Origin of the sequence: Rhodococcus sp. F64268 (assembly GCF_023015605.1) — a bacterium.
Taxonomy (GTDB): Bacteria; Actinomycetota; Actinomycetes; order Mycobacteriales; family Mycobacteriaceae; genus Rhodococcus.
In genome coordinates this window covers 815,157-835,315 of sequence record NZ_JALKAI010000001.1, presented here as the reverse complement: position 1 = coordinate 835,315, position 20,159 = coordinate 815,157, and the positions used below count along the sequence as shown (strand labels likewise).

Below are 20,159 nucleotides of genomic sequence, written 5' to 3'. Positions count from 1 at the left end.
CTCCTACTTCGCTGCGCGGGCGGTGGCGGCGGTATCGAACTGCTTCATGCGGTCGAGTACCGATTCTGCGGTCGGGTCGCGCATCTCGTCGACGATGCGGCCGTCGGACAGGAATACGACGCGGTCGGCGTATCCGGCTGCCCGCGGATCGTGCGTGACGATCACGACGGTCTGCTCGAACTCGTCGACCGCGGCACGCAGGATCGACAACACTTCGCCGGACGAGTGCGAGTCGAGGTTGCCGGTGGGCTCGTCGCCGAAGATGATCTCCGGCCTGCCTGCCAGCGCACGCGCACACGCGACACGCTGCTGCTGACCGCCGGACAGTTCGCCGGGCTTGTGGTCGAGACGGTCCCCGAGCCCGAGCCTGCCGACGACGGTGTCGAGCCATTCGCGGTCCACCTTGCGGCCTGCGATGTCGAGCGGCAGCGTGATGTTCTCGAGCGCGGTGAGGGTGGGCACGAGGTTGAACGCCTGGAAGACGAAGCCGATGCGGTCGCGACGCAACTGCGTCATTGCCTTGTCGGAGAGCGTCGTGAGGTCGGTGTCGCCGATGAGCACCGCGCCGGACGTCGCACTGTCGAGTCCGGCGAGACAGTGCATCAAAGTGGATTTGCCGGATCCGGACGGGCCCATGATCGCGGTGAACTCACCGGCAGCGAAATCCTCGGTCACACCGTCGAGGGCGTGAACAGCGGTTTCACCTGTTCCGTAGATCTTCTTCAGGTCCTGGGCTCGGGCAGCGGGGGCCGAATGCGATGGCATGCGCACCATCTTTCCCGCTGATGCGTCGACGCACCATCGGGGACTCCCCTGATTTACGGTCGGCGCCCATCAGGGATGGTCAGCTCCAGCGTGCCTGGCCGCCGTCGAGGGGGACGGTGGCGCCGGTGAGATAGCGGGCGTCGTCGCCGACTATCCATGCGATGGCCCGCCCGATGTCCTCCTCGCAATCGCCGATGCGACGCAACGGGATGCTCTTGACGAACGCAGCGGCTTCCTCGGGGCGATTCTCGGTCCACCACTGCAACCCGGGCGACATGGCGTGCGGCGCGACCGCGTTGACCCGGATGCCGTCGACACCCCACTCGGCGGCGGCGGCCCGCGTCAGGCTGCGCAGTGCTTCCTTGACCGAGGCGTACCCCCCGTAGCCGCTCATGTCCCACCGCACCGCGGCCGACGACACCATGTTGACGATCGAGCCGCCGCCGCGCTGCTTCATGATCGGATACACGGTCTGCATCGCGTGGAGCGACGCGATGGGCCCGGACGCGTAGGCCTTCGTCATCAGTTCGGGTGTTAGGTCGAGGACCGGCCCGAGCGGGTTCAGGCTCGCATTGTTGACGAGGATGTCCACTCCCCCGAGCCGCTCCACGGTCTGCTCCACCGCGGCGGTGATCTGCTCGGTATCGGAGATGTCGCAGGCGATCGGTTCGGCTACACCCCCGAACCCGCGGATCTGCTCGACAGTGTCGACGAGTTTCGATTCCGTACGACCTGTCACCGCGATCGCGGCTCCCTCACGCGCCAGCGTAAACGCGACGCCCTGCCCGACACCTTGACCTGCTCCGGTGATGAACGCGACCTTGCCATCCAATGTGCCCATGCGGCGACCTCCCTGTCTCGGTCCCCGCATGGAAGCAGACCTCACAGCTTGCGGGCGTCCGCCGGTCCTGCTCACCGGAACACCGCACTGGTACGGAACCTTCCTCCCATTGCCCGGCATGCCGTGGGTCGTGAGGCAACGGAAAGCCGGACTACTGGGGGAAGGCTACGCAGTGGCCACACCGGCTAGGCTTCCAGCCGATACCCGGACCGCAGGCACCACAAGCGAGGGCAGCATGAACGAGCACAACCACGGCCAGGACACCACGGCTCCCGAGTCCCTCCCCGCCGAACCACTCCGCATCGACGGCGCGCTGGCGGTCGCAACCGAGGAGTACACGCAGCTCCGCGACCTGGCGATCCGCGCGCTCGCCGAACTGCTCGGCAGCGCACCGGAGACCGACGAAGACGGCGACATCGCGATTCCCGTCCACGGGTTCGGTGTGTACGTGACGGTCGCGGAGGACGGCCCGCAGCTGCACATCTGGTCGTCGCTGCTCGGTGAGCTCGCCGACCGTTCCAAGGCCGCCGATCAGCTGGCCGATCTGTCGAGCGAGTGGGCTCGCCTGCGTTTCACCATCCAGGACGGGCACCTGCTCGTCTCGACGATTCTCGACGCAGATCCTTTCGCGCCGCAGCATCTGATCAATCTGATCGACGAGATCCACGACCTCACACACGAACTCGACGACGACTTCGCAGCGCGATTCGGCGGTGTCCTCGACTGCGATGCCGACGACACCGCGTATGCCGGACCGTGTGGGGGCGGCGGCTGCGGTGAGGGCTGCACGTGCGGTCACGAAGGTGACGCGGGCGATCTGGGCGCCGACATCCCGGTCGGGAAGCCTGAGGCGTAATCACTCGGAGTACCGCCTCGCGGGGCTAATCTGGACGGCATGCGGATAGGCGCTCATGTCCGGCAGGACGACGATCCCATCGGTCAGGGCGAACGGCTCGGCGCGGATCTGGTGCAGATGTTTCTGTCGGACCCGCAGAAATGGCATACGCCGGGTGAGCATCCTCGTACCGAGCAGATACTCGCGTCCGAGATCGACGTCGTGGTGCACTCGCCGTACGTCATCAACGTGGCGAGTCTGAACAACAGGCTTCGTATGCCGTCGCGGAAAGCCGTCGCCGAGCACGCCGATGCCTCAGCGAAGATCGGCGCGTTCGGCCTCGTGGTGCACGGCGGGCACGTCCGCGACGGTGAGAGCGTGGCCTCCGGTGTGCAGAACTGGCGCAAACTGTTCGAGAGGCAGGAAGACAAAGGCGGGTTCGCTGTGCCGATCCTCGTCGAGAACACCGCGGGCGGGGATTTCGCGATGGCCCGCTACATCGACGCGATCGGCCGGCTGTGGGATGCGATCGGCGACTACGACGTCGGGTTCTGCCTCGACACCTGCCACGCGTGGGCGGCAGGTGAGGATCTCGTCGACGCCGTCGAGCGAGTGCGGGCACTGATCGGTCGCATCGATCTCGTGCATCTGAACAACTCTCGCGACGAGTTCGATTCCGCCCGCGACCGCCACGCGAATCTCGCCGACGGCACCATCGACCCGCAGTTGCTCGCCGAGGTCGCGTTGAAGGCGAACGCGCCGGTGATCCTGGAGACCCCCGCTGGCGGACTCGCCGACGACATCGCCTATCTGCGTGAGCAGACGTCCTGAGGGCCCCGTTGCCGGCTCTCAGTGTCCGACCACTGTCACGACCGGGCCGTCACGATCGCGCCGAATCGCCTGCCCACTCGTGAACACCCAGAACCCGTAGCAACGCGAGCGACTCCGCAGCGTGTGTACCGGGTGCAGCCGAATACACGATGACCGATTGATCGACATCCGGGATGTGCAGGGCGTCGCAGTCGAGAACGATCAGGCCCAACGCGGGATGATTCACCGTCTTCGTGTGGTTCCGCCACCCGCCGACGGTGCCCTTGTCCCACAACTCGGCGAAGTGTGCCGACTCGGTTCGTAATTCATGCACGAGCGCGGTCAGGCCTGTGTCGTCAGGGTAGCGGGCAGCCGCAGACCGAAGACTCGCGACCGACTGCTCCGCCGTCGCCTCGAATTCCTCCTCGGTGGCACCGACCGTGCTCATCCGAGGATCCGCTGGATCGGGGAGAAACCGCAGTCGGTTGATGTTGCGACGATGCGATGGCATCGCCGACCAATCGCCCTGCAGCGCAGACGCCATCGCGTTCCACGCGAGGACATCACCCTTCGCGCTCATCACCACGACGGGCAGGTCTGCGAACCTGTCGATCAGGCGCAGCACGCTGGGCCGCACATGCATGTCGATCACGCCCGGGCCGGGAGGCGCAACACCTGCCAGATGGAACAACTGGTTGCGTCCGTCGAGATCGAGTCGTAGCGCCCTGGCCAGTGCTCCGAGGACCTGCGCTGACGGAACCGATCCGCGCCCCTGTTCGAGCCGGACGACGTAGTCGACACTGATCCCCGCGAGCATCGCCACCTCCTCGCGGCGCAACCCGGGCGTGCGACGGTGCACACCTGACGGCAGACCGACCTCGCCCGGCGTGATCAGTTCGCGAGCACGGCGCAGCACGGCCGCCAGCTCGGTGCGGTTGATCGCCATGGAATCCAGCATGACGTCTTGTCGTGGCATATGGGTAGTACGGTCGATCCCACGATCGTCCGGCCCTGGTAGAACGCGAACCAGCGGGCGACCGTGGTCGACATGACCACTCACATTGCATCCACAGTCCTCGTCACCGGCGCCACCGGAGGCCTCGGCGCCGAAACCTGCCGTCGTCTTGCCGCCGCCGGACACCCCGTCTGGATGGGCGTGCGCAATCTCGAAGCCGGACACGATGTTGCGGGGAAGATCAGAGCCGACAACCCCGACTCCGATGTCCGCGTCGTCGAACTCGATGTCACGAGCGACGACTCGGTCGCTGCCGCCTACCGGGCGGTGTCCGAATCCGGAACCGGTCTCGATGTTCTCGTCAACAACGCCGGTATCGCGGGTAGTGTCGCTGCACCCGCCGACACCGTGCCCGCCGATTTCCTTCCGGTGTTCGGTGTGAACCTCCTCGGGCCGGTCCGCGTGACCCATACATTCCTGCCGCTGCTCCGACAGTCCCCGTCGCCACGGTTGGTGATGGTGTCGAGCGGGATGGGGTCGTTCGCCGTGACGACCGATCCCGCACGGATCGAATCGACGTTGCACGGGCTGGTGTATCCGTCGTCGAAGGCGGCCTTGAACATGGTGACGACGATGTATGCCAAGGCGCTCCCCGATATTCGGGTCGTGGCTGCCGATCCCGGCTACACGGCCACCGCACTCAACGGCTTCTCCGGCACGCAATCGGTCGAGGAAGGCACCGACGCGATCGTCGAGGCGTGTACCGCTGATTCACCGGCGGGGATGTTCATCGACCGTCACGGATGCGTGCCGTGGTGATCCGATCCGGCGCCGCCGGGTAACTCGCCCGTGAGATAGCGTTGAACTGTCGGCGCGATGATCTCGACGAGTTGCTCGGACGGTAGCGACGCCAACGGCTCGAACCCGAGGATGTAGCGCACGAGCATCACGCCCGTCATCTGGGTTGCCACCAACTCGGCGCGCAACCTGCCTGTACCTTCGGGACGGTCGATTCTGTCCAGTAATGGTTCGAGCGCGACCTCGAGCAGGAACGTCCGGATCAACCCACTGTCGCCGCCCGCGATCTGCGCGCGGAACATCGCGACTGCCGCGTCCCGGTGCGGGGACTCCCACACTCCGATGAGTGCGGAGGCGAGTGCACGACCGAGTTCCTCGACTGGCGTCTCGTATACCGGCGCGAGAACATCTCGAGGATCGACGGGCAGCGCGATGGATGCGGTGAACAGCTCCATCTTCGTGCCGAAGTAGTGGTGTACGAGCGCTGGATCCACACTTGCGCGTGCCGCCACTGCTCGCACGGTCGTCTTGTCGAACCCGTTGGAGGCGAACAGCTCCCGCGCCGAGACGAGTATCGACTCGCGGGCACCCGAGTTACCGGGGCGCCGGCCCGGACGGCGGCCGCCAGGCGATTCGGTGGTCACTCCGTCCGCCGACGCAGTGTCGCAGCGCCGAATGCCAGGGCTGCCGCAGCGAAAGCAGCGACAACGATGAGGTCACGCACCATGACGGCGGTGGTCCCTGGAAACTGGGTGATCTCCTGCAGCGCTTCCACTGCATAGCTGAGCGGGAGCACATTGCTGATCCAGCGCAGCCAGTCCGGAAGCTGATCGCGCGGGACGAGCAGACCGCACAGCAGGAACTGCGGGATCACGAGCACGGGCATGAACTGCACCGCTTGAAATTCGGTGCGCGCGAAGGCGCTACACAGCAATCCCAGCGACACACCGAGTACCGCGACCAGCACTGCCGTCACGAGCACCCATGCCACCGACCCTGCGCTGGTGACGCCGAGCAGCCAGAACGCCACGGCGCATGCAAGCCCGGCCTGGAGTGCCGCTGCGAGGGAGAACGCGCTGCCGTATCCGGCAAGCAGGTCGAGTTTCGTCAACGGTGTGGTGAGAAGCCGCTCGAGTGTGCCCGAGCTTCGCTCTCGTTGCATCGCAATGGACGTGACCAGGAACATCACGACGAACGGGAGGATCCCGAGCATGGTCACGGCGATCTGATCGAACAGCGAGAAGCCGCCCGGCCCGACGGGTGCGTTCTGGTACATGAAGTACAACAGGATCATCAGCAGACTCGGCACGAACACGATCATGGCCACCGTGCGATGGTCGGATCGGAGCTGCCGAAGAATGCGGGTGGTGGTGGCGGCGTAGATGACGGCGCTCATGATCATGCTCCCGACGAGGTTCGGATCAGATGGAGGAAGGCGTTCTCGAGGCCCGACTCCCCCGTCCGATCACGCAATTCTCCAGGGGTGAGCTGCGCGATCAACCGCCCCTCCCGGAGCAGGACGAGTTCGTCGCAGTGGTCGGCTTCGTCCATGACGTGGCTCGAGACAAGGAGCGTGGTGCCACTTGCCGCCAGAGTTCGGAAGTGCTCCCACAGCTCAGCACGCAAGACTGGATCGAGCCCCACGGTGGGCTCGTCGAGTACGAGAAGCTCGGGGGCTCCGACGAGCGAACACGCGAGCGACAGGCGTCCGAGCTGACCGCCCGAGAGAGCGCTCGCAGCATTGCGTGCGTGGTCGGTGAGACCGACTGCGGCGATCGTGTCGGCCACGGCGGAGCCTCTCCGGCCGTAGAGCGCAGCGAAGTAGGAGACATTCTCGGTGACCGACAGATCGAGATACACGCTCGGCGCCTGGGTGACATACCCGACACGTCGGCGTAGGGCCGCGGACCCCGCAGGCCGCCCGAGCACCGTGACACTGCCGGATTCGACGATCTGAGTGCCGACTATCGAACGCATCAGGGTCGTCTTTCCGCAACCGGACGGTCCGAGCAACCCGGTGATCGAGCCGCGCGCGATCTTCACATTCACGTCTTCGAGTGCCCGGTGGGTGCCGCGCCGGACGTGCAGGTCACGGATGTCGATGGCGGGGGAGGGGGAAGTGTCATTCATGGTCCACTCAATTCACCGAGTGTTGAAATCATCGTGTGTCGCAGTGTGCGACTCACATCCGGCCGCGTCAAGGCCTGACCGCGCCTCCCCCGATCCGGCGATGTCACGCCGTATCATGAGTCGCATGCTTCGCACCCGTCACGCCCTCGCCGTCACCGCCGCCGCGTTGGTTCTCGCGGGGTGCACTGCCAACGGAGACCCCGCGCCCGAACCTGCCGTGTCCATCGAGACCGAGGTCGACGCACCGGATGCTCCGTCGACGATCCCCACCGACACGGCAGACAAGATCTCCCCTGCAGGCGACGGCGCGAAACTCACCGTCACCGATATCCGCACCGGCCGGCATGAAGGCTTCGACCGTGTCGTGTACGAAATGGGTGGGCAGGGCACTCCGGGCTGGCGTGTCGGCTACGTCGACCAGGCGGTGCAGGACGGCAGCGGTAACGAGATCCCCCTCGCGGGCAGCGCCGTGATTCAGGTTCTCATCGACGGTTCGGCGTATCCGTTCGACAGCGGTGTCGAACCGTATTCGGGTCCCAATCCGGTGCTCGGACCGTCGGGAGGATCCGTCGTCGAGGTCAACGGATCGGGTGTCTTCGAGGGCGTGACACAGTCGTTCATCGGGGTGGCCGCCGCAGACACCCCGTTCTCGGTCACCGCCCTCACCGAACCCACCCGCCTGGTGATCGACGTAGCGAACTGAGCTTCACGGAGGTCCCCGACGAGGAGCTCGGGTCCATCGCCGCGAAATGGCCTCCGCGGTCGCATTCGGGTCCAGCGGACGACGTTGTTCTGCTTCTCCCGCGATTCTGTGCAGGATCCTCTGTCAGGACGTGCGCATACGCTTGACCTCGAGCGCGCTCGAGGTTCTAACGTCGAGCGCGACCCGAGGAGGATTCACTCATGAGCATGGAAGTCACGGCGTGGAACGCGATGTACAACGCGATGCATGCCGAGAGCGATCGGCGCCCGTTCTCGCGCGCCACGATGCGCAGAATCGGCGCGTTCGCGCGACCACACCGACGCAACATCTCTGCGTACCTGATTCTGAGTGTGCTCATCGCGGCACTGGGTGTCGCGACACCGGTTCTCGCGGGACGCGTGGTCGACGCGATCGTCGACAATGCCGCATTGTCGGTGATCGTATGGCTGGCGATCGTCATCGCGGCGATCGCGCTGGTCGAGGCCGGATTGGGTATCGCGAATCGTTGGCTGTCGTCCAGCATCGGTGAAGATCTGATTCTCGACCTGCGCACAACGGTCTTCGATCATGTGCAACGCATGCCTATCGCGTTCTTCACCCGCACTCGCACCGGCGCGCTCGTGTCGCGGCTGAACAACGACGTGATCGGCGCGCAGCGTGCATTCAGCGACACGCTGTCCGGTGTGGCGGGAAACATCGTCACACTGGTGATCACCCTTGTCGTCATGTTCGGCATCTCGTGGCAGATCACCCTGCTCGCACTACTGTTGCTGCCGATCTTCATCATTCCCGCACGCACGATGGGGGCGCGGCTCGCGCAACTGAGCCGCGAAGCGGCCAACCACAACTCGGTGATGAACACACAGATGACCGAGCGGTTCTCGGCGCCGGGCGCCACGCTGGTCAAGCTGTTCGGACGTCCCGCCCACGAATCATCCGAGTTCGCGGTGCGCGCCCGACGGGTACGCAACATCGGGGTTCGCACCGCGATGCTCCAGACCGTGTTCGTGACCGCCCTGACTCTCGTCTCCGCTCTCGCGCTCGCTTTGGTCTACGGGCTCGGCGGTTTCTACGCGCTACGCGGGCAGCTCGATCCGGGTTCGGTCGTGGCAATGGCCATGTTGCTCACTCGCCTGTATGCCCCGCTGACCGCACTGGCGAGCGCGCGAATGGACGTGATGAGTGCACTGGTGAGCTTCGAGCGCGTCTTCGAAATCCTGGACCTGACCCCTCTGATCCGCGAGATCCCCGACGCGAAGCCGGTTCCGGACGGCCCTGTCTCAGTGGAGTTGCGCGACGTCGGGTTCGCCTATCCCTCGGCCGACAAGGTGTCACTCGCGTCGCTCGAAGAGGTCGCGGTGCTCGACTCGCGCGGCGGTGAGACGGTGTTGCACGACGTGTCGTTCCGCGTCGAGCCGGGCGAGATGGTCGCGCTCGTCGGATCCTCCGGGGCGGGGAAATCCACCATCGCGCAATTGATTCCGAGGTTGTACGACATCGATTCGGGGGCTGTGCTGCTCAGCGACACAGACGTGCGCACGTTGACGGCGGATTCTCTCCGGGACACGGTCGGCCTCGTCACCCAGGACGGCCACCTGTTCCACGACACGGTACGCGGGAATCTGCTGCTGGCCCGCCCCGAGGCCACAGAAGAGCAGGTGTGGGACGTTCTGCGCCGCGCGCGGCTCGACGAACTGATCCGAAGCCTGCCGAATGGTCTCGACACGGTCGTGGGGGAACGCGGCTACCGCCTCTCCGGTGGTGAACGTCAGCGACTGACCATTGCCCGTCTGCTGCTGGCTAGGCCGCGTGTGGTGATCCTGGACGAGGCGACCGCGCATCTGGATTCGACGTCCGAAGCTGCTGTGCAGGAAGCACTCACCGAGGCACTCGCGGGTCGTACATCGGTCGTGATCGCTCATCGCTTGTCGACGATCCGGGCGGCCGATGAGATTCTCGTGGTCGAGGCGGGCCGCATCGTCGAACGCGGTAGGCACCAGGAGTTGCTCGCCGCCGGGGGACGCTACGCCGAACTGTATCGAACCCAGTTCGCAGATTCCGGACCGAAGGTGTCCGCGAATGCGCCGATACTTCACCCATGACGACACAGACCGAACGAGAAGCCGAACTGCTGCTGACAATCCTCGGAAACCAGTTCGCCGGACTTCGTGGATCGTTGTCCGGGCTGACCGCCGACCAGGCACGCGACATCCCGAGTGCATCGAAGATGAGCCTGGCATCGTTGCTGAATCATCTGATCGACGGACTCGAGGCCACCATCGACCGGATCTCCGGTGAGCAGAACCGCACCACCGATCCGGTCGAAGCGTGGATGGCCGGATGGAAGGTCGACGACGACGAATCCGTCGCCGGCCAGGTGGCCCGCCTCGACGCCACCGCCGACCGTTTCGCCGAAAGGCTGCGCGCGGAGTCCGACCTCGACCGCATCGTCGCGATTCCGGCGGGGGCTGCGGTCTGGCTCGATCAGGGCGTGCCGTTCACCGTGCGATTCCTGGTGCTACATCAGATCGAAGAGTGGGCCAGGCACGCAGGTCATGCCGACATCATTCGGGAATCGATCGACGGCGCCACCGCCGATGTGCTGGCGGAGGCGCCGTGATCGATTCTCTGTGAGCGACTTTCAGTCGCGGAAGCCTCCACGGCCACCGCGATCGCTGCGGTGGGTGAAGTCGCCGCTGCCGTAGTCCTTACGGCCACCGCGGCGATCGCCCCCGCGGTCTCCGCGGTCGCTTCCACGTCGGTCTCCGCCGCGACGATCACCACCGCGATATGCCCCGGGCCGTCCGCCCGGCGCACCGGTGTCGCGCTGAAGCTGGATCAGCACACCGGAGATCCGTGTGGCGCGCAGCGCCTCGAGGGCCTGCTGCGGCAGGTCTTTGGGAAGCTCGACAAGGCTGTGGTCGGCGCGGATGCTGATGTGCCCGAAGTCGCCGCGGCGCAGGCCACCTTCGTTGGCGATCGCACCGACGATCGCGCCCGGCTGCACTCGGTGCCGCTTACCCACTGCGATGCGGTAGGTCGCCATCTCCTGACCGTCGCGACCGACCTTGGGGCCGTCGTCGAAACGACGGGGCGGACGCTCGCGGGGCTCCCGCTCACGACGAGCCGGGGCGATGGGCTCCGGCTGTTCTTCCATGAGGAACGAATCGCCGTCGCGGGACAACACAGCGAGCGCGGCCGCGATGTCGGCCAGCGGAACATCGTGTTCGCGCTCGTAGTCCTCGATGAACGTGCGGAAGAGCTGTAGGTGCTCGGACGTCAACGCCTCGGTGATCGAGTCGTTGAACTTGGCCACACGCTGTGCATTGACGTCATCGACGCTGGGCAGCTGGATTTCGGTGACCGGCTGGCGGGTGGCCCGCTCGATCGACTTGAGCAGGTGCCGCTCACGCGGCGCGACGAACAGCAACGCGTCGCCGCTTCGCCCTGCACGACCGGTGCGTCCGATGCGGTGAACATACGACTCGGTGTCGTGGGGAATGTCGTAGTTGACGACGTGGCTGATGCGTTCGACGTCGAGGCCACGGGCCGCGACATCGGTCGCGACCAGGATGTCGAGCGCACCGCTCTTGAGCTGACCGATCGTCCGCTCACGCTGCGCCTGCACGATGTCGCCGTTGATGGCCGCGGCGGAGAAGCCCCGGGCGCGGAGTCGCTCGGCGAGGTCTTCGGTGGCCTGCTTCGTCCGGACGAAGATGATCATCGCTTCGAACGACTCGACCTCGAGGATCCGCGTCAACGCATCGAGCTTGCGCTGATGCGACACGAGCACCCAGCGCTGGGTGGTGTTCGAGGAGGTCGTGGTCTTCGACTTGACCGTGATCTCCTGCGGATCGTTCAGATACTGCTTCGACAGCCGGCGGATCGCGCCGGGCATCGTCGCCGAGAACAACGCGACCTGCTTGGTCTCGGGGGTGTCGGCGAGAATCCGCTCGACGTCCTCTTGGAAGCCCATCGTGAGCATCTCGTCGGCCTCGTCGAGAACGAGGAACTCGAGTTCCGAGATGTCGAGGGTGCCCTTGGTGAGGTGATCGATCACACGACCGGGGGTACCGACGATGACCTGCGCACCACGACGCAGCCCGGAGAGCTGGACACCGTAGGCCTGGCCGCCGTAGATGGGCAGCACGTGCAAGCCCGGGATATGGGACGAATACTTCCCGAAAGCCTCTGCGACCTGCAGCGCGAGTTCACGGGTCGGCGCGAGCACGAGCGCCTGGGGCCGCTTCTTCGACGTGTCGATCCGGGAGAGGATGGGCACTGCGAACGCGGCGGTCTTACCGGTGCCGGTCTGAGCGAGACCGACGACGTCCCGACCCTCCAGCAGTGGTGGGATGGTTGCCGCCTGAATGGGCGACGGGGACTCATAACCCACGTCCGAAAGGGCCTTCAGCACACGGTCGTCGATGTCGAGATCGGCAAACGTGAGGGATGCGGTCTCCTGGTCGGGGGCGTTTTCGATTTCACTCATTTGACCAGCAGTTTATCGGATGGCACGCCGTTTCCGTGCCACACCCACGCAAGAGTGTGCCGAAACACGCCCCGAGCAGGCGTGTGTCGGCACTCATGAGGACCCTCGATCCCGGACTCTACCCGCTGGTAGAGCGGCGGAGCATGCTCACCGTTCCCACCGGGAGAGTCGGCACCGGACCGAACGGGAGAGTCGACACCGGGCGGGGTTCATACTGGGGTGGTGCGGCGGTACTCCTCACGTGTGGAAGCCGGCCGGCGGCTCGCCCGCTCGGTCGAGCACCTCCGTGGAGCAGACATCGTCGTGCTCGCGCTCCCCCGCGGCGGTCTGCCCGTGGCCCGTGAAGTCGCCCGCACTCTCGGCGCTCCCCTCGACGTGCTCGTCGTCCGCAAGCTCGGGGTGCCCTGGCAACCCGAACTTGCCATGGGGGCAATCGCCGAGGGTGGCATCCGGGTCCTCAACGATGAGGTTGTTCGGCTCACCCGGATCGGCACCGAGTCCATCGAAGCCGTGCAGGAGCGCGAGCAGATCGAATTGGAACGTCGTGGTGCACTGCTGCGTTCCGGTCGCGAACGTGTCGCGCTGGACGGGCGCACCGCCGTCATCGTCGACGACGGCATGGCGACCGGCGCAACCGCGGTGGTCGCATGCATGGCCGCACGCGCCGCCGGTGCCGTACGGGTGGTGCTCGCCGTTCCGATTGCCTCACCGGAAGCCGTGCGCCGGGTAGGCCGGGACGCGGACGAGGTGATCTGCCCATGGACCCCGAAGGACCACGACTCCGTGGGTGCGGCCTACTCCGACTTCCATCAGTTGAGCGACGACGAAGCCGCCGGAGTCCTGCGCGACAACACGTGAACGGCGCGAACCTGAAGTCGACGTCAAGCTACCTGCGGGTAGCTTTCGTGTCGCAGATCACGCACAATGAACCCTGAAACTTCTCAAAACCGGCAGTACGGATGGTGCAGAAGCGGACATTCTGTGATGCAATGCACACCGCAAGTTCAAAAAGATGGAGGGGTCACAGATGGGTGAGATTGCCGTTCCGCAGTCGTTCGCGATTCCGGACGACGTGTCGATGGCAGATTCGGTGTTCCGGCACGAGAAGGAGTCACCCGACTTCGTGCCGTTCGAGCGCCTCATCGACGGCAAGTGGGTTCCGGTCACGGCAGTCCAGTTCGCCGCGGAGGTCCGGGCCGTGGCAAAGGGCCTGATGGCGTCCGGAGTCGAATTGGGCGACCGCGTCGCGATCCTCTCGAGCACCCGCTACGAATGGGTTCTGCTGGACTACGCGATCTGGACCGCAGGCGGTGCCACTGTCGCGATCTACGAGACCTCCGCAGCCGACCAGTCGAAGTGGATCCTCGAAGACTCGGGAACATCCCTGCTCGTCGTCGAGAACACCGAGCAGGCCGACGTCGTTCGCGAGGTCGCCGAGGCTGCCCCGACCGTGCGCGAGCTCCTGCAGATCGATCCGGTCTCGGGTTCGAAGGGCGCAATCGAGGAACTCACCGCGCGCGGCGCTGCACTCACCGACGAGCAGGTGGACGAACGTCGCAAGCAGGTGAACGCGGAATCCGCCGCCACCCTCATCTACACCTCGGGCACGACCGGCAAGCCGAAGGGCGTGCAGCTCAAGCATCGTCACTTCTTCGCCGAGTCGACCGCCGCACAACTCGGACTGCCCGATTCGATGGTGGCCGGACAGCGCACGCTGCTGTTCCTGCCCCTCGCCCACGTGTTCGCCAGGTTGATCTCCTTCGCATCGTTCGACCACAAGGTCACGGTGGGTCACACCTCGGATCTGACGACACTGCTCGACCAGTTCGCCGCGTTCAAGCCGAACTTCATCCTCTCCGTTCCGCGCGTGTTCGAGAAGGTCTACAACTCCGCGAAGCAGAAGGCCTACGACGGCGGCAAGGGCAAGATCTTCGACAAGGCTGCCGAGACCGCGATCGAGTACAGCACGGCACTCGAATCGGGTGGCCCCGGCCTCGTGCTCAAGGCCAAGCACGCGGTGTTCGACAAGCTCGTCTACGGGAAGCTGCGCGATGCACTCGGCGGCAACGCGACCCGCGCCGTGTCGGGCGGCGCCGCTCTCGGCGCGCGCCTCGGGCACTTCTTCCGCGGCATCGGCGTCACGGTGTTCGAAGGCTACGGCCTCACCGAGACCACGGGCGGCATCATCATGAACACCCCGGAACATCAGAAGGTCGGCACGGTGGGACGGCCCCTCAATGGGCATTCCGCGAAGATCGCCGAGGACGGCGAACTGCTCCTCAAGGGACCCGTGGTCTTCGACGGCTACTGGCAGAACGACGCGGCCACCGCCGACTCGATCCGTGACGGCTGGTTCCACACCGGCGATATCGGCACGATCGATGCCGAGGGATTCATCTCGATCACCGGACGCAAGAAGGAACTGCTCGTCACAGCAGGCGGCAAGAACGTCGCACCCGCGATCCTCGAGGATTCCCTGCGTGCGCATCCGCTGATCAGCCAGGTTCTCGTCGTCGGTGATTCGAAGCCGTTCATCGGCGCACTCATCACCATCGACTCGGAGACCCTCCCGGGCTGGCTCGAACGCCACAACCTGCCTGCGGGCACCGCGATCGCAGACCTGATCAAGAACCCCGACCTGATCGCCGAGATCGACTCGGCCGTGGCGGCCACGAACGCCAAGGTGTCGAAGGCCGAGGCGATCAAGAAGTACCGCATCCTCGAGACCGACTTCACGATCGAGACCGGCGAGCTGACCCCGACACTCAAGCTCAAGCGCAACATCATCCACGACAAGCACGGTTCGGCAATCGAGGCGATCTACGCCTGATCCGCCGGCCCGACCGGGCACTGCACGAACGAGGGTGCCGTCCACTCGCCTGGCCGAGATGGACGGCACCCTCGTTCGTCCGCAGGAAGCGTTCAGGGCTGCGCGGTGACGTCGAGGACGAACTCTGCGATGTCACGGGTGACGGCACGATGGACCGGTTCGTGAAGCAGATCGTGCCCCGCGTCGGGATACTCGTCGAACTGCAGATTCGGGACCTCCATGGCCCATGCCCGCACCGGTTCTACGGGGGCGAGCCGGTCGTCGAGGCCGTGCACGGCGAGGACGGGCAGACCAGATCGGACGAGTGCCCGAGCGAACTCCGGTCGTGTCGCCGAGCGCGGAGTCCCACACAGGACCGCGGCCCGGAAGCGGACGGCGTCGGTGCGCAGCAACGCGAGCGCAGACGCCGCACCGAGCGAATGTCCCATCAGCACAAGCGGGATCCCGGCGTTCTCCGCGATCACCGTCAATTCGGACAGATCGGCCGCGTGGGACTCGACGGACCCGGGCGCATCGAGTTCGCCCTCGGACAATCCGTGCCCGGCCAGGTCGATGCCCCACAGTGCGATACCGCGGGCACCGAGCCCCGCCGCGAAACGGTGGTAATCGGCGGTGTGCTGCCGGAATCCGTGTGCAAAGACGACGCCCACCGACGCATCGTCGATATTCCAGGTGCGGTAGTGGATGCGGCCTGCGGCCCCGTCGAAGAACGGCATGGGTGCATTATCCGCTCACCACCGCCGATCGTTCACCAGCAGTGTCCCTCGCCCCGGTAGGTGGGAACGGCAGTGCGGGCACCGGCCTCGACGACGTGGATCTGCGCGAATCTCTCGCACAGCTCTCCTGCCTTCGCATGCCTGAACCACACCCGCCCTCCGATCGGGACATCCGCTGCGGAGCGGCCATGCACCGGGGTCTGCACTTCACCTGCACCCTCGTTGCGTAGAAGCTTCAGGCCTGCGGGCCGGATCGGCCGGGGAACACGGCTGGCGCCCGGTGGTCCCGATGCGATGTACCCGCCGCCGAACAGGGTGGTGATCGACGGTGCGGGCTTGCGGACAGCCGACAATGCGAAGAACAACGAAGGATTCGGTGTGAAAGCGTCGTAGGTGTCGAACAGTGTCGGTACATACAGGCCCGACCCGGCGGTGACCTCGGTGACCACCGGGTCGGCCGAGCTCACCTCGATCGACCCGGTGCCGCCGCTGTTGACGATCTCGAGGTCCCCGGAGACGGCACAGACCGCCTCGACCACCTCGCCTCGCCGTGTGGCGAGTTCCTTCGCCGACATCTTCTTGACCATCCGGACGGGCAGCGACGAATCGGGCAGTCCTGCGATCTGCGCCTCGTAGAACATGACTCCGACGACGTCGAAATTGCCTGCCACCGCGATCCGCGCGAGTTCCGAGGCCTGATCGGGGGTGCGCAACGGTGACCGCCGCACCCCGAGGTGTACCGGGCCGACACGCAGCGAGGCATCCACATCGAGACACACTCGAGGTCGGACCGCTCCGGTACCCATGGAATTTCGGATCAGATCCAACTGGGCGGGAGCATCGATCATGAGCACCACGGATCCGAGCGCGACGGGATTCGCCGCGAGTTCCGCGAGCGCCGCCCGGTCGACGGTCGGATATCCGAGCAGGATGTCGCGGGCACCGCATTCGACGAGCCACAGCGCTTCGCGCAACGAGTACGCCATGATCCCGCGGAATCCGCCCTGCGCTGTGAGTCCGGCGCCGAGCACTTCCTCGAGCACAGCCCGGCAACGCACCGACTTGCTCGCGACCCGTACAGGCGTGCCCGACGCGCGACGGACGAGATCGGCTGCGTTGTGTCGCAATGTTGTCAGGTCCAGTGCCGCGAACGGTGGATCCAGATCCGATGTCGCCGCATCGAGGCGGTCGAGAACAGCGGTGTTGCCGGGTACGACAGTCCTGCCGGGTACAGCGGTACTCAATGGTTGTCCCATCGGTGTGGAGGTGTGTGTCATGACCTGTCGACGGCGCGGGCCGCGATGATCGCCGCTATATCGTCGAGTTCGCTGACGATCGAATCACTTTCCCGGTCGACGAGCCAGCGCAGCGTGAGCCCGTCGATCAGTGCGAGCGCGGTACGCGCCACCGATTCGATCGGCTCCGTCCACATCGTCCCGGTCTGTTCGGCACATGCTGCCAGGAACGCGTGCGCCTGCTCGTCCATGATGCGGTATTGCTGCATGGCGATGTCGCCCCCGAGGGCGTCCGCACTGCGGTGACGAAGGGAGTAGGTGGTGATCTCGTAGGTGAGAAGTTGACGGCCCGCGGTCGCCTCGATCGACGGCCACATGGCACTGAGCCCATTGAACAGCAGTTCCCGCAGACCACGAACACCCTCCGGTGCCGGTCCGTCGTCGGGGATGTCGAACGCGGTGCGCATGGTGTCGGCAAGTTGCTGAATCAGACTCTCGGCCATCGCGACGACGAGGGCTTCCTTGCTGTCGAAACAGTAGTGCACCACCCCCAGCGACACCCCGGCATTCTCCGCAACCGCCCTGACAGTGACCGCGCCGACGCCACCCCCTTCGGCGAGTTCCAGTGCAGATTCGACGAGTTGGGTTCGACGCTCGTCCGCGGGCAACCGGTTCGACATGTCCCGATGGTAGTTCGGGACACGCGTCCAAGTGGGCTATTGACCTGAACGCGTGTCCAGGTCGATCATGTGGAGATGGCGACCTGGCACAACTGGGCACGGACCGAGCACGCGAGCCCGCAACAATTCGACACACCGGGCAGCACGACCGAACTCGCAGCGGTGATCGTGCGCGCCGCCGAACAGAACCGACGGGTCAAAGCCGTCGGCGCCGGCCATTCGTTCACCGGTGTCGCGGTCACCGACGGCACTCTGGTCTCACTCGACCGGATGACCGGGATCGAGGCAGTCTCACCCACCGACACCGGCGCGCTCGTGAGCGTACGGGCCGGGACGCGCCTGCACGAGCTGAGTGAAGAACTGTGGTCACTCGGTCTCGCGTTGCCCAATCTCGGCGACATCGACGTCCAATCCGTCGCCGGAGCGATCTCCACCGGAACGCATGGAACGGGCACGAATTTCACCGGCCTCTCCGCGCAGGTTCGGGCGCTGACCACCGTGCTCGCCGATGGATCGATCGTCGAGTGTTCGCCCGAGCACAACCCCGACCTGTTCGAGGTGTCCCGGCTCGGGATCGGGGCCTTCGGCATTCTCTCCAACGTGACATTCGAGTGCGTCTCCGCGTTCCGCCTGCGTGCCCATGAGACGCCCTCCTCGCTGAGTGAGACGCTCGACAGCCTCGACGACCGGCTTCGCGCCGACCATTTCGAGTTCTACTGGTTCCCTCACACCGATGGCGTGCTCACCAAAACCAACACGCGGCTGCCCGGAGCCACGCCCGTCGACCCCGTCGGTCGGATACGAGGATTCGTCGACGACGAGATCCTCTCCAACGGCGTGTTCAACGCCTTCCAGCACCTGGGAACCCGGGCACCCTCGTTGATCCCCCGACTCAATTCCGTGTCGGCGCGCGCGCTGTCGGAGCGCACCTACACCGATCGCAGCCACCGGGTGTTCGCGTCGAATCGGCGTGTGCGGTTCAAGGAGATGGAGTACGCGATACCGGTCGAGGCGCTACCCGCGGTCCTGGAGGACATCGCCACCTGGCTGAGCCGCACCGAGCTGCGGATCGGGTTTCCGATCGAGGTGCGTTTCGCTGCCGCGGACGACGTCTGGTTGTCCACCGCCCATCGGCGCGCCACCGCCTATGTCGCGGTGCACCAGTTCCATCGAGGCGAGCATCGCGAGTACTTCTCGGCAGTCGAGGCCATCGCACGATCCGTCGGCGGACGCCCTCACTGGGGCAAGCTGCACAGCCTCACCGCCGCCGAACTGAGCGAGGCATATCCCCGATTCGACGACGTCCTCGCAGTGCGCGACCGCGTCGATCCGCAGCGCATGTTCGACAACGCCTGTCTACGACGTGTACTCGGTGCGTAGTACCGGATCGGAATCAGAGGAATGCTGCGCGCATCGAGTTGCGCGCCAGGACCGCTCTTTCCTCGTCCGTCAAGCCCAGGTGCTCTCGCAGAGCGGTGAATGCGTCGTCCACATACCCGCCGAAGTAGGCCGGATCGTCGGAGTTCACGCTCACCGACAATCCCGCTTCGAGCATGCGGCGCAGCGGATGATCGGCCAGCGTATCGACCACTCGCAACCGGACGTTCGACAACGGACACACCGTCAACGGGATCTGCTCTTCCACAAGACGTGCGACGAGATCGGGATCCTCGAGTGACCGGATGCCGTGGTCGATGCGCTCGGCGCCGAGGAGATCCAGTGCCTGCCGGACGTACTCCGGCGGTCCCTCCTCGCCGGCATGCGCAGTGATGCGCAGTCCTTCCGCGCGAGCACGGGCGAACACGTCCTCGAACAGTGACGGCGGATACCCGACCTCCGCCGAGTCGAGTCCGAGGGCGATGATCGGGGCCTGCATCTTCATCAGGTCTGTGAAGGTGTCGTTCGCCTCGGCCACCGGGCGATCGCGCACAATCGACGCGATCATCGCCGCGTCGAGCCCGTACTCGCGCTGCGCACCGGCAGCGGCGTCGGCGAGACCGTCGACGACCTCGCGCAACTCCACTCCACGTGCGGTGTGGGCCTGCGGATCGAAGAAGAACTCGACCCGCGTGACACCCGCCCGCGCCGCCCTCGCGAAGTAAGCGCGAGCGAGATCGGCGAAATCCTCTGCGGTGCGCAGGACTTCCATGTTGGCGTAGTAGAGGTCGAGGAACGACACGAGGTCGCCGAACTCGTATCGCCCGCGCAGATCATCGAGGTCCCGGTACGGAAGCTCGATCCGATTGCGTTCCGCGAGAGCGAAGATCAGCTCAGGTTCGAGGGTTCCCTCGATGTGCACGTGCAGTTCCGCCAAGCCGTGCTCGTGCAGGACCGCGCCTTCCTCGACCAATGCCCCATCGCCTTTCCAA

General features: G+C 65.6%; 20 protein-coding genes. 9 read left to right on the top strand and 11 right to left on the bottom strand.

Going from position 1 to position 20,159, the window contains the following annotated elements:
- Nucleotides 1-3: 3 nt before the first annotated feature.
- Together MWU77_RS04000 and MWU77_RS03995 are read right to left on the bottom strand one after the other, a co-directional pair.
- Nucleotides 4-765, bottom strand: coding sequence for an ABC transporter ATP-binding protein (locus tag MWU77_RS04000; protein WP_169687554.1), 762 nt, complete (start codon nucleotides 763-765; stop codon nucleotides 4-6).
- Between the two features lie 79 nt (nucleotides 766-844).
- Nucleotides 845-1,606 (bottom strand): SDR family NAD(P)-dependent oxidoreductase, encoded by a 762-nt coding sequence (locus MWU77_RS03995; RefSeq protein WP_247272986.1) that lies wholly within the window; start codon nucleotides 1,604-1,606, stop codon nucleotides 845-847.
- Between the two features lie 235 nt (nucleotides 1,607-1,841).
- On the opposite strand from MWU77_RS03995, the gene MWU77_RS03990 reads away from it, so the two are divergent.
- Together MWU77_RS03990 and MWU77_RS03985 are read left to right on the top strand one after the other, a co-directional pair.
- Nucleotides 1,842-2,462 carry a hypothetical protein gene (locus tag MWU77_RS03990; protein ID WP_247272985.1) on the top strand — a complete coding sequence of 207 codons (621 nt, stop codon included), beginning with the start codon at nucleotides 1,842-1,844 and terminating at the stop codon, nucleotides 2,460-2,462.
- Nucleotides 2,463-2,501: 39 nt separating this feature from the next.
- Complete coding sequence (locus MWU77_RS03985; protein WP_169687557.1) at nucleotides 2,502-3,272, top strand: deoxyribonuclease IV; 771 nt, start codon at nucleotides 2,502-2,504, stop codon at nucleotides 3,270-3,272.
- Nucleotides 3,273-3,321: 49 nt separating this feature from the next.
- Here the strand turns inward: MWU77_RS03985 and MWU77_RS03980 are convergent, their stop codons facing one another.
- Complete coding sequence (locus MWU77_RS03980; protein ID WP_240959036.1) at nucleotides 3,322-4,197, bottom strand: helix-turn-helix domain-containing protein; 876 nt, start codon at nucleotides 4,195-4,197, stop codon at nucleotides 3,322-3,324.
- A gap of 102 nt (nucleotides 4,198-4,299) precedes the next feature.
- Here MWU77_RS03980 and MWU77_RS03975 point away from each other — a divergent pair, with 102 nt between their 5' ends.
- Nucleotides 4,300-5,025, top strand: a complete 726-nt coding sequence (locus tag MWU77_RS03975; protein WP_247272984.1) for an SDR family NAD(P)-dependent oxidoreductase — start codon at nucleotides 4,300-4,302, stop codon at nucleotides 5,023-5,025.
- Here MWU77_RS03975 and MWU77_RS03970 read toward each other — a convergent pair.
- Genes MWU77_RS03970 through MWU77_RS03960 form a run of 3 tightly spaced genes read right to left on the bottom strand, consistent with a single transcriptional unit; the run spans nucleotide 5,004 to nucleotide 7,134 of the window.
- The gene (locus MWU77_RS03970; protein WP_169687559.1) at nucleotides 5,004-5,648 is read right to left on the bottom strand and encodes a TetR family transcriptional regulator; all 645 of its coding nucleotides are present in this window, start codon (nucleotides 5,646-5,648) and stop codon (nucleotides 5,004-5,006) included. The two genes, MWU77_RS03975 and MWU77_RS03970, sit on opposite strands and share 22 nt — an antisense overlap.
- On the bottom strand, nucleotides 5,645-6,400 hold the full coding sequence (locus tag MWU77_RS03965) for an ABC transporter permease (protein ID WP_247272983.1): 756 nt from the start codon (nucleotides 6,398-6,400) through the stop codon (nucleotides 5,645-5,647). The genes MWU77_RS03970 and MWU77_RS03965 overlap by 4 nt, the downstream gene beginning before the upstream one ends.
- A gap of 2 nt (nucleotides 6,401-6,402) precedes the next feature.
- Entirely contained in the window at nucleotides 6,403-7,134 is a 732-nt protein-coding gene (locus tag MWU77_RS03960) for an ABC transporter ATP-binding protein (RefSeq protein ID WP_169687561.1), read from the bottom strand.
- A gap of 124 nt (nucleotides 7,135-7,258) precedes the next feature.
- On the opposite strand from MWU77_RS03960, the gene MWU77_RS03955 reads away from it, so the two are divergent.
- The 3 genes from MWU77_RS03955 to MWU77_RS03945 all read left to right on the top strand — a co-directional run bounded on the left by MWU77_RS03955 (nucleotide 7,259) and on the right by MWU77_RS03945 (nucleotide 10,457).
- Nucleotides 7,259-7,837, top strand: a complete 579-nt coding sequence (locus tag MWU77_RS03955; protein WP_247272982.1) for a hypothetical protein — start codon at nucleotides 7,259-7,261, stop codon at nucleotides 7,835-7,837.
- A 200-nt stretch (nucleotides 7,838-8,037) separates the two neighbouring features.
- Entirely contained in the window at nucleotides 8,038-9,939 is a 1,902-nt protein-coding gene (locus MWU77_RS03950; RefSeq protein WP_247272981.1) for an ABC transporter ATP-binding protein, read from the top strand.
- Complete coding sequence (locus MWU77_RS03945; RefSeq protein WP_247272980.1) at nucleotides 9,936-10,457, top strand: DUF664 domain-containing protein; 522 nt, start codon at nucleotides 9,936-9,938, stop codon at nucleotides 10,455-10,457. The genes MWU77_RS03950 and MWU77_RS03945 overlap by 4 nt, the downstream gene beginning before the upstream one ends.
- A gap of 21 nt (nucleotides 10,458-10,478) precedes the next feature.
- Here the strand turns inward: MWU77_RS03945 and MWU77_RS03940 are convergent, their stop codons facing one another.
- Nucleotides 10,479-12,329, bottom strand: a complete 1,851-nt coding sequence (locus tag MWU77_RS03940; RefSeq protein WP_247272979.1) for a DEAD/DEAH box helicase — start codon at nucleotides 12,327-12,329, stop codon at nucleotides 10,479-10,481.
- Nucleotides 12,330-12,551: 222 nt separating this feature from the next.
- Between MWU77_RS03940 and MWU77_RS03935 the strand changes: the two genes are divergently transcribed.
- Nucleotides 12,552-13,187: a phosphoribosyltransferase gene (locus MWU77_RS03935; protein ID WP_247272978.1), complete on the top strand. Its 636-nt coding sequence runs from the start codon at nucleotides 12,552-12,554 to the stop codon at nucleotides 13,185-13,187.
- A 169-nt stretch (nucleotides 13,188-13,356) separates the two neighbouring features.
- On the top strand, nucleotides 13,357-15,159 hold the full coding sequence (locus tag MWU77_RS03930) for a long-chain fatty acid--CoA ligase (RefSeq protein WP_169687567.1): 1,803 nt from the start codon (nucleotides 13,357-13,359) through the stop codon (nucleotides 15,157-15,159).
- A 92-nt stretch (nucleotides 15,160-15,251) separates the two neighbouring features.
- On the opposite strand, the gene MWU77_RS03925 is transcribed toward MWU77_RS03930, so the two are convergent.
- Genes MWU77_RS03925 through MWU77_RS03915 form a run of 3 tightly spaced genes read right to left on the bottom strand, consistent with a single transcriptional unit; the run spans nucleotide 15,252 to nucleotide 17,790 of the window.
- Nucleotides 15,252-15,875, bottom strand: coding sequence for an alpha/beta hydrolase (locus tag MWU77_RS03925; RefSeq protein ID WP_169687568.1), 624 nt, complete (start codon nucleotides 15,873-15,875; stop codon nucleotides 15,252-15,254).
- 32 nt (nucleotides 15,876-15,907) lie between these two features.
- Nucleotides 15,908-17,131: an amino acid deaminase/aldolase gene (locus tag MWU77_RS03920; protein WP_374229807.1), complete on the bottom strand. Its 1,224-nt coding sequence runs from the start codon at nucleotides 17,129-17,131 to the stop codon at nucleotides 15,908-15,910.
- 17 nt (nucleotides 17,132-17,148) lie between these two features.
- Nucleotides 17,149-17,790 carry a TetR/AcrR family transcriptional regulator gene (locus tag MWU77_RS03915; protein WP_247272976.1) on the bottom strand — a complete coding sequence of 214 codons (642 nt, stop codon included), beginning with the start codon at nucleotides 17,788-17,790 and terminating at the stop codon, nucleotides 17,149-17,151.
- Between the two features lie 75 nt (nucleotides 17,791-17,865).
- Here MWU77_RS03915 and MWU77_RS03910 point away from each other — a divergent pair, with 75 nt between their 5' ends.
- Nucleotides 17,866-19,170: a D-arabinono-1,4-lactone oxidase gene (locus tag MWU77_RS03910; protein ID WP_281499141.1), complete on the top strand. Its 1,305-nt coding sequence runs from the start codon at nucleotides 17,866-17,868 to the stop codon at nucleotides 19,168-19,170.
- A gap of 13 nt (nucleotides 19,171-19,183) precedes the next feature.
- On the opposite strand, the gene MWU77_RS03905 is transcribed toward MWU77_RS03910, so the two are convergent.
- On the bottom strand, nucleotides 19,184-20,140 hold the full coding sequence (locus tag MWU77_RS03905; RefSeq protein WP_240959037.1) for an adenosine deaminase: 957 nt from the start codon (nucleotides 20,138-20,140) through the stop codon (nucleotides 19,184-19,186).
- Between the last annotated feature and the right edge of the window lie 19 nt (nucleotides 20,141-20,159).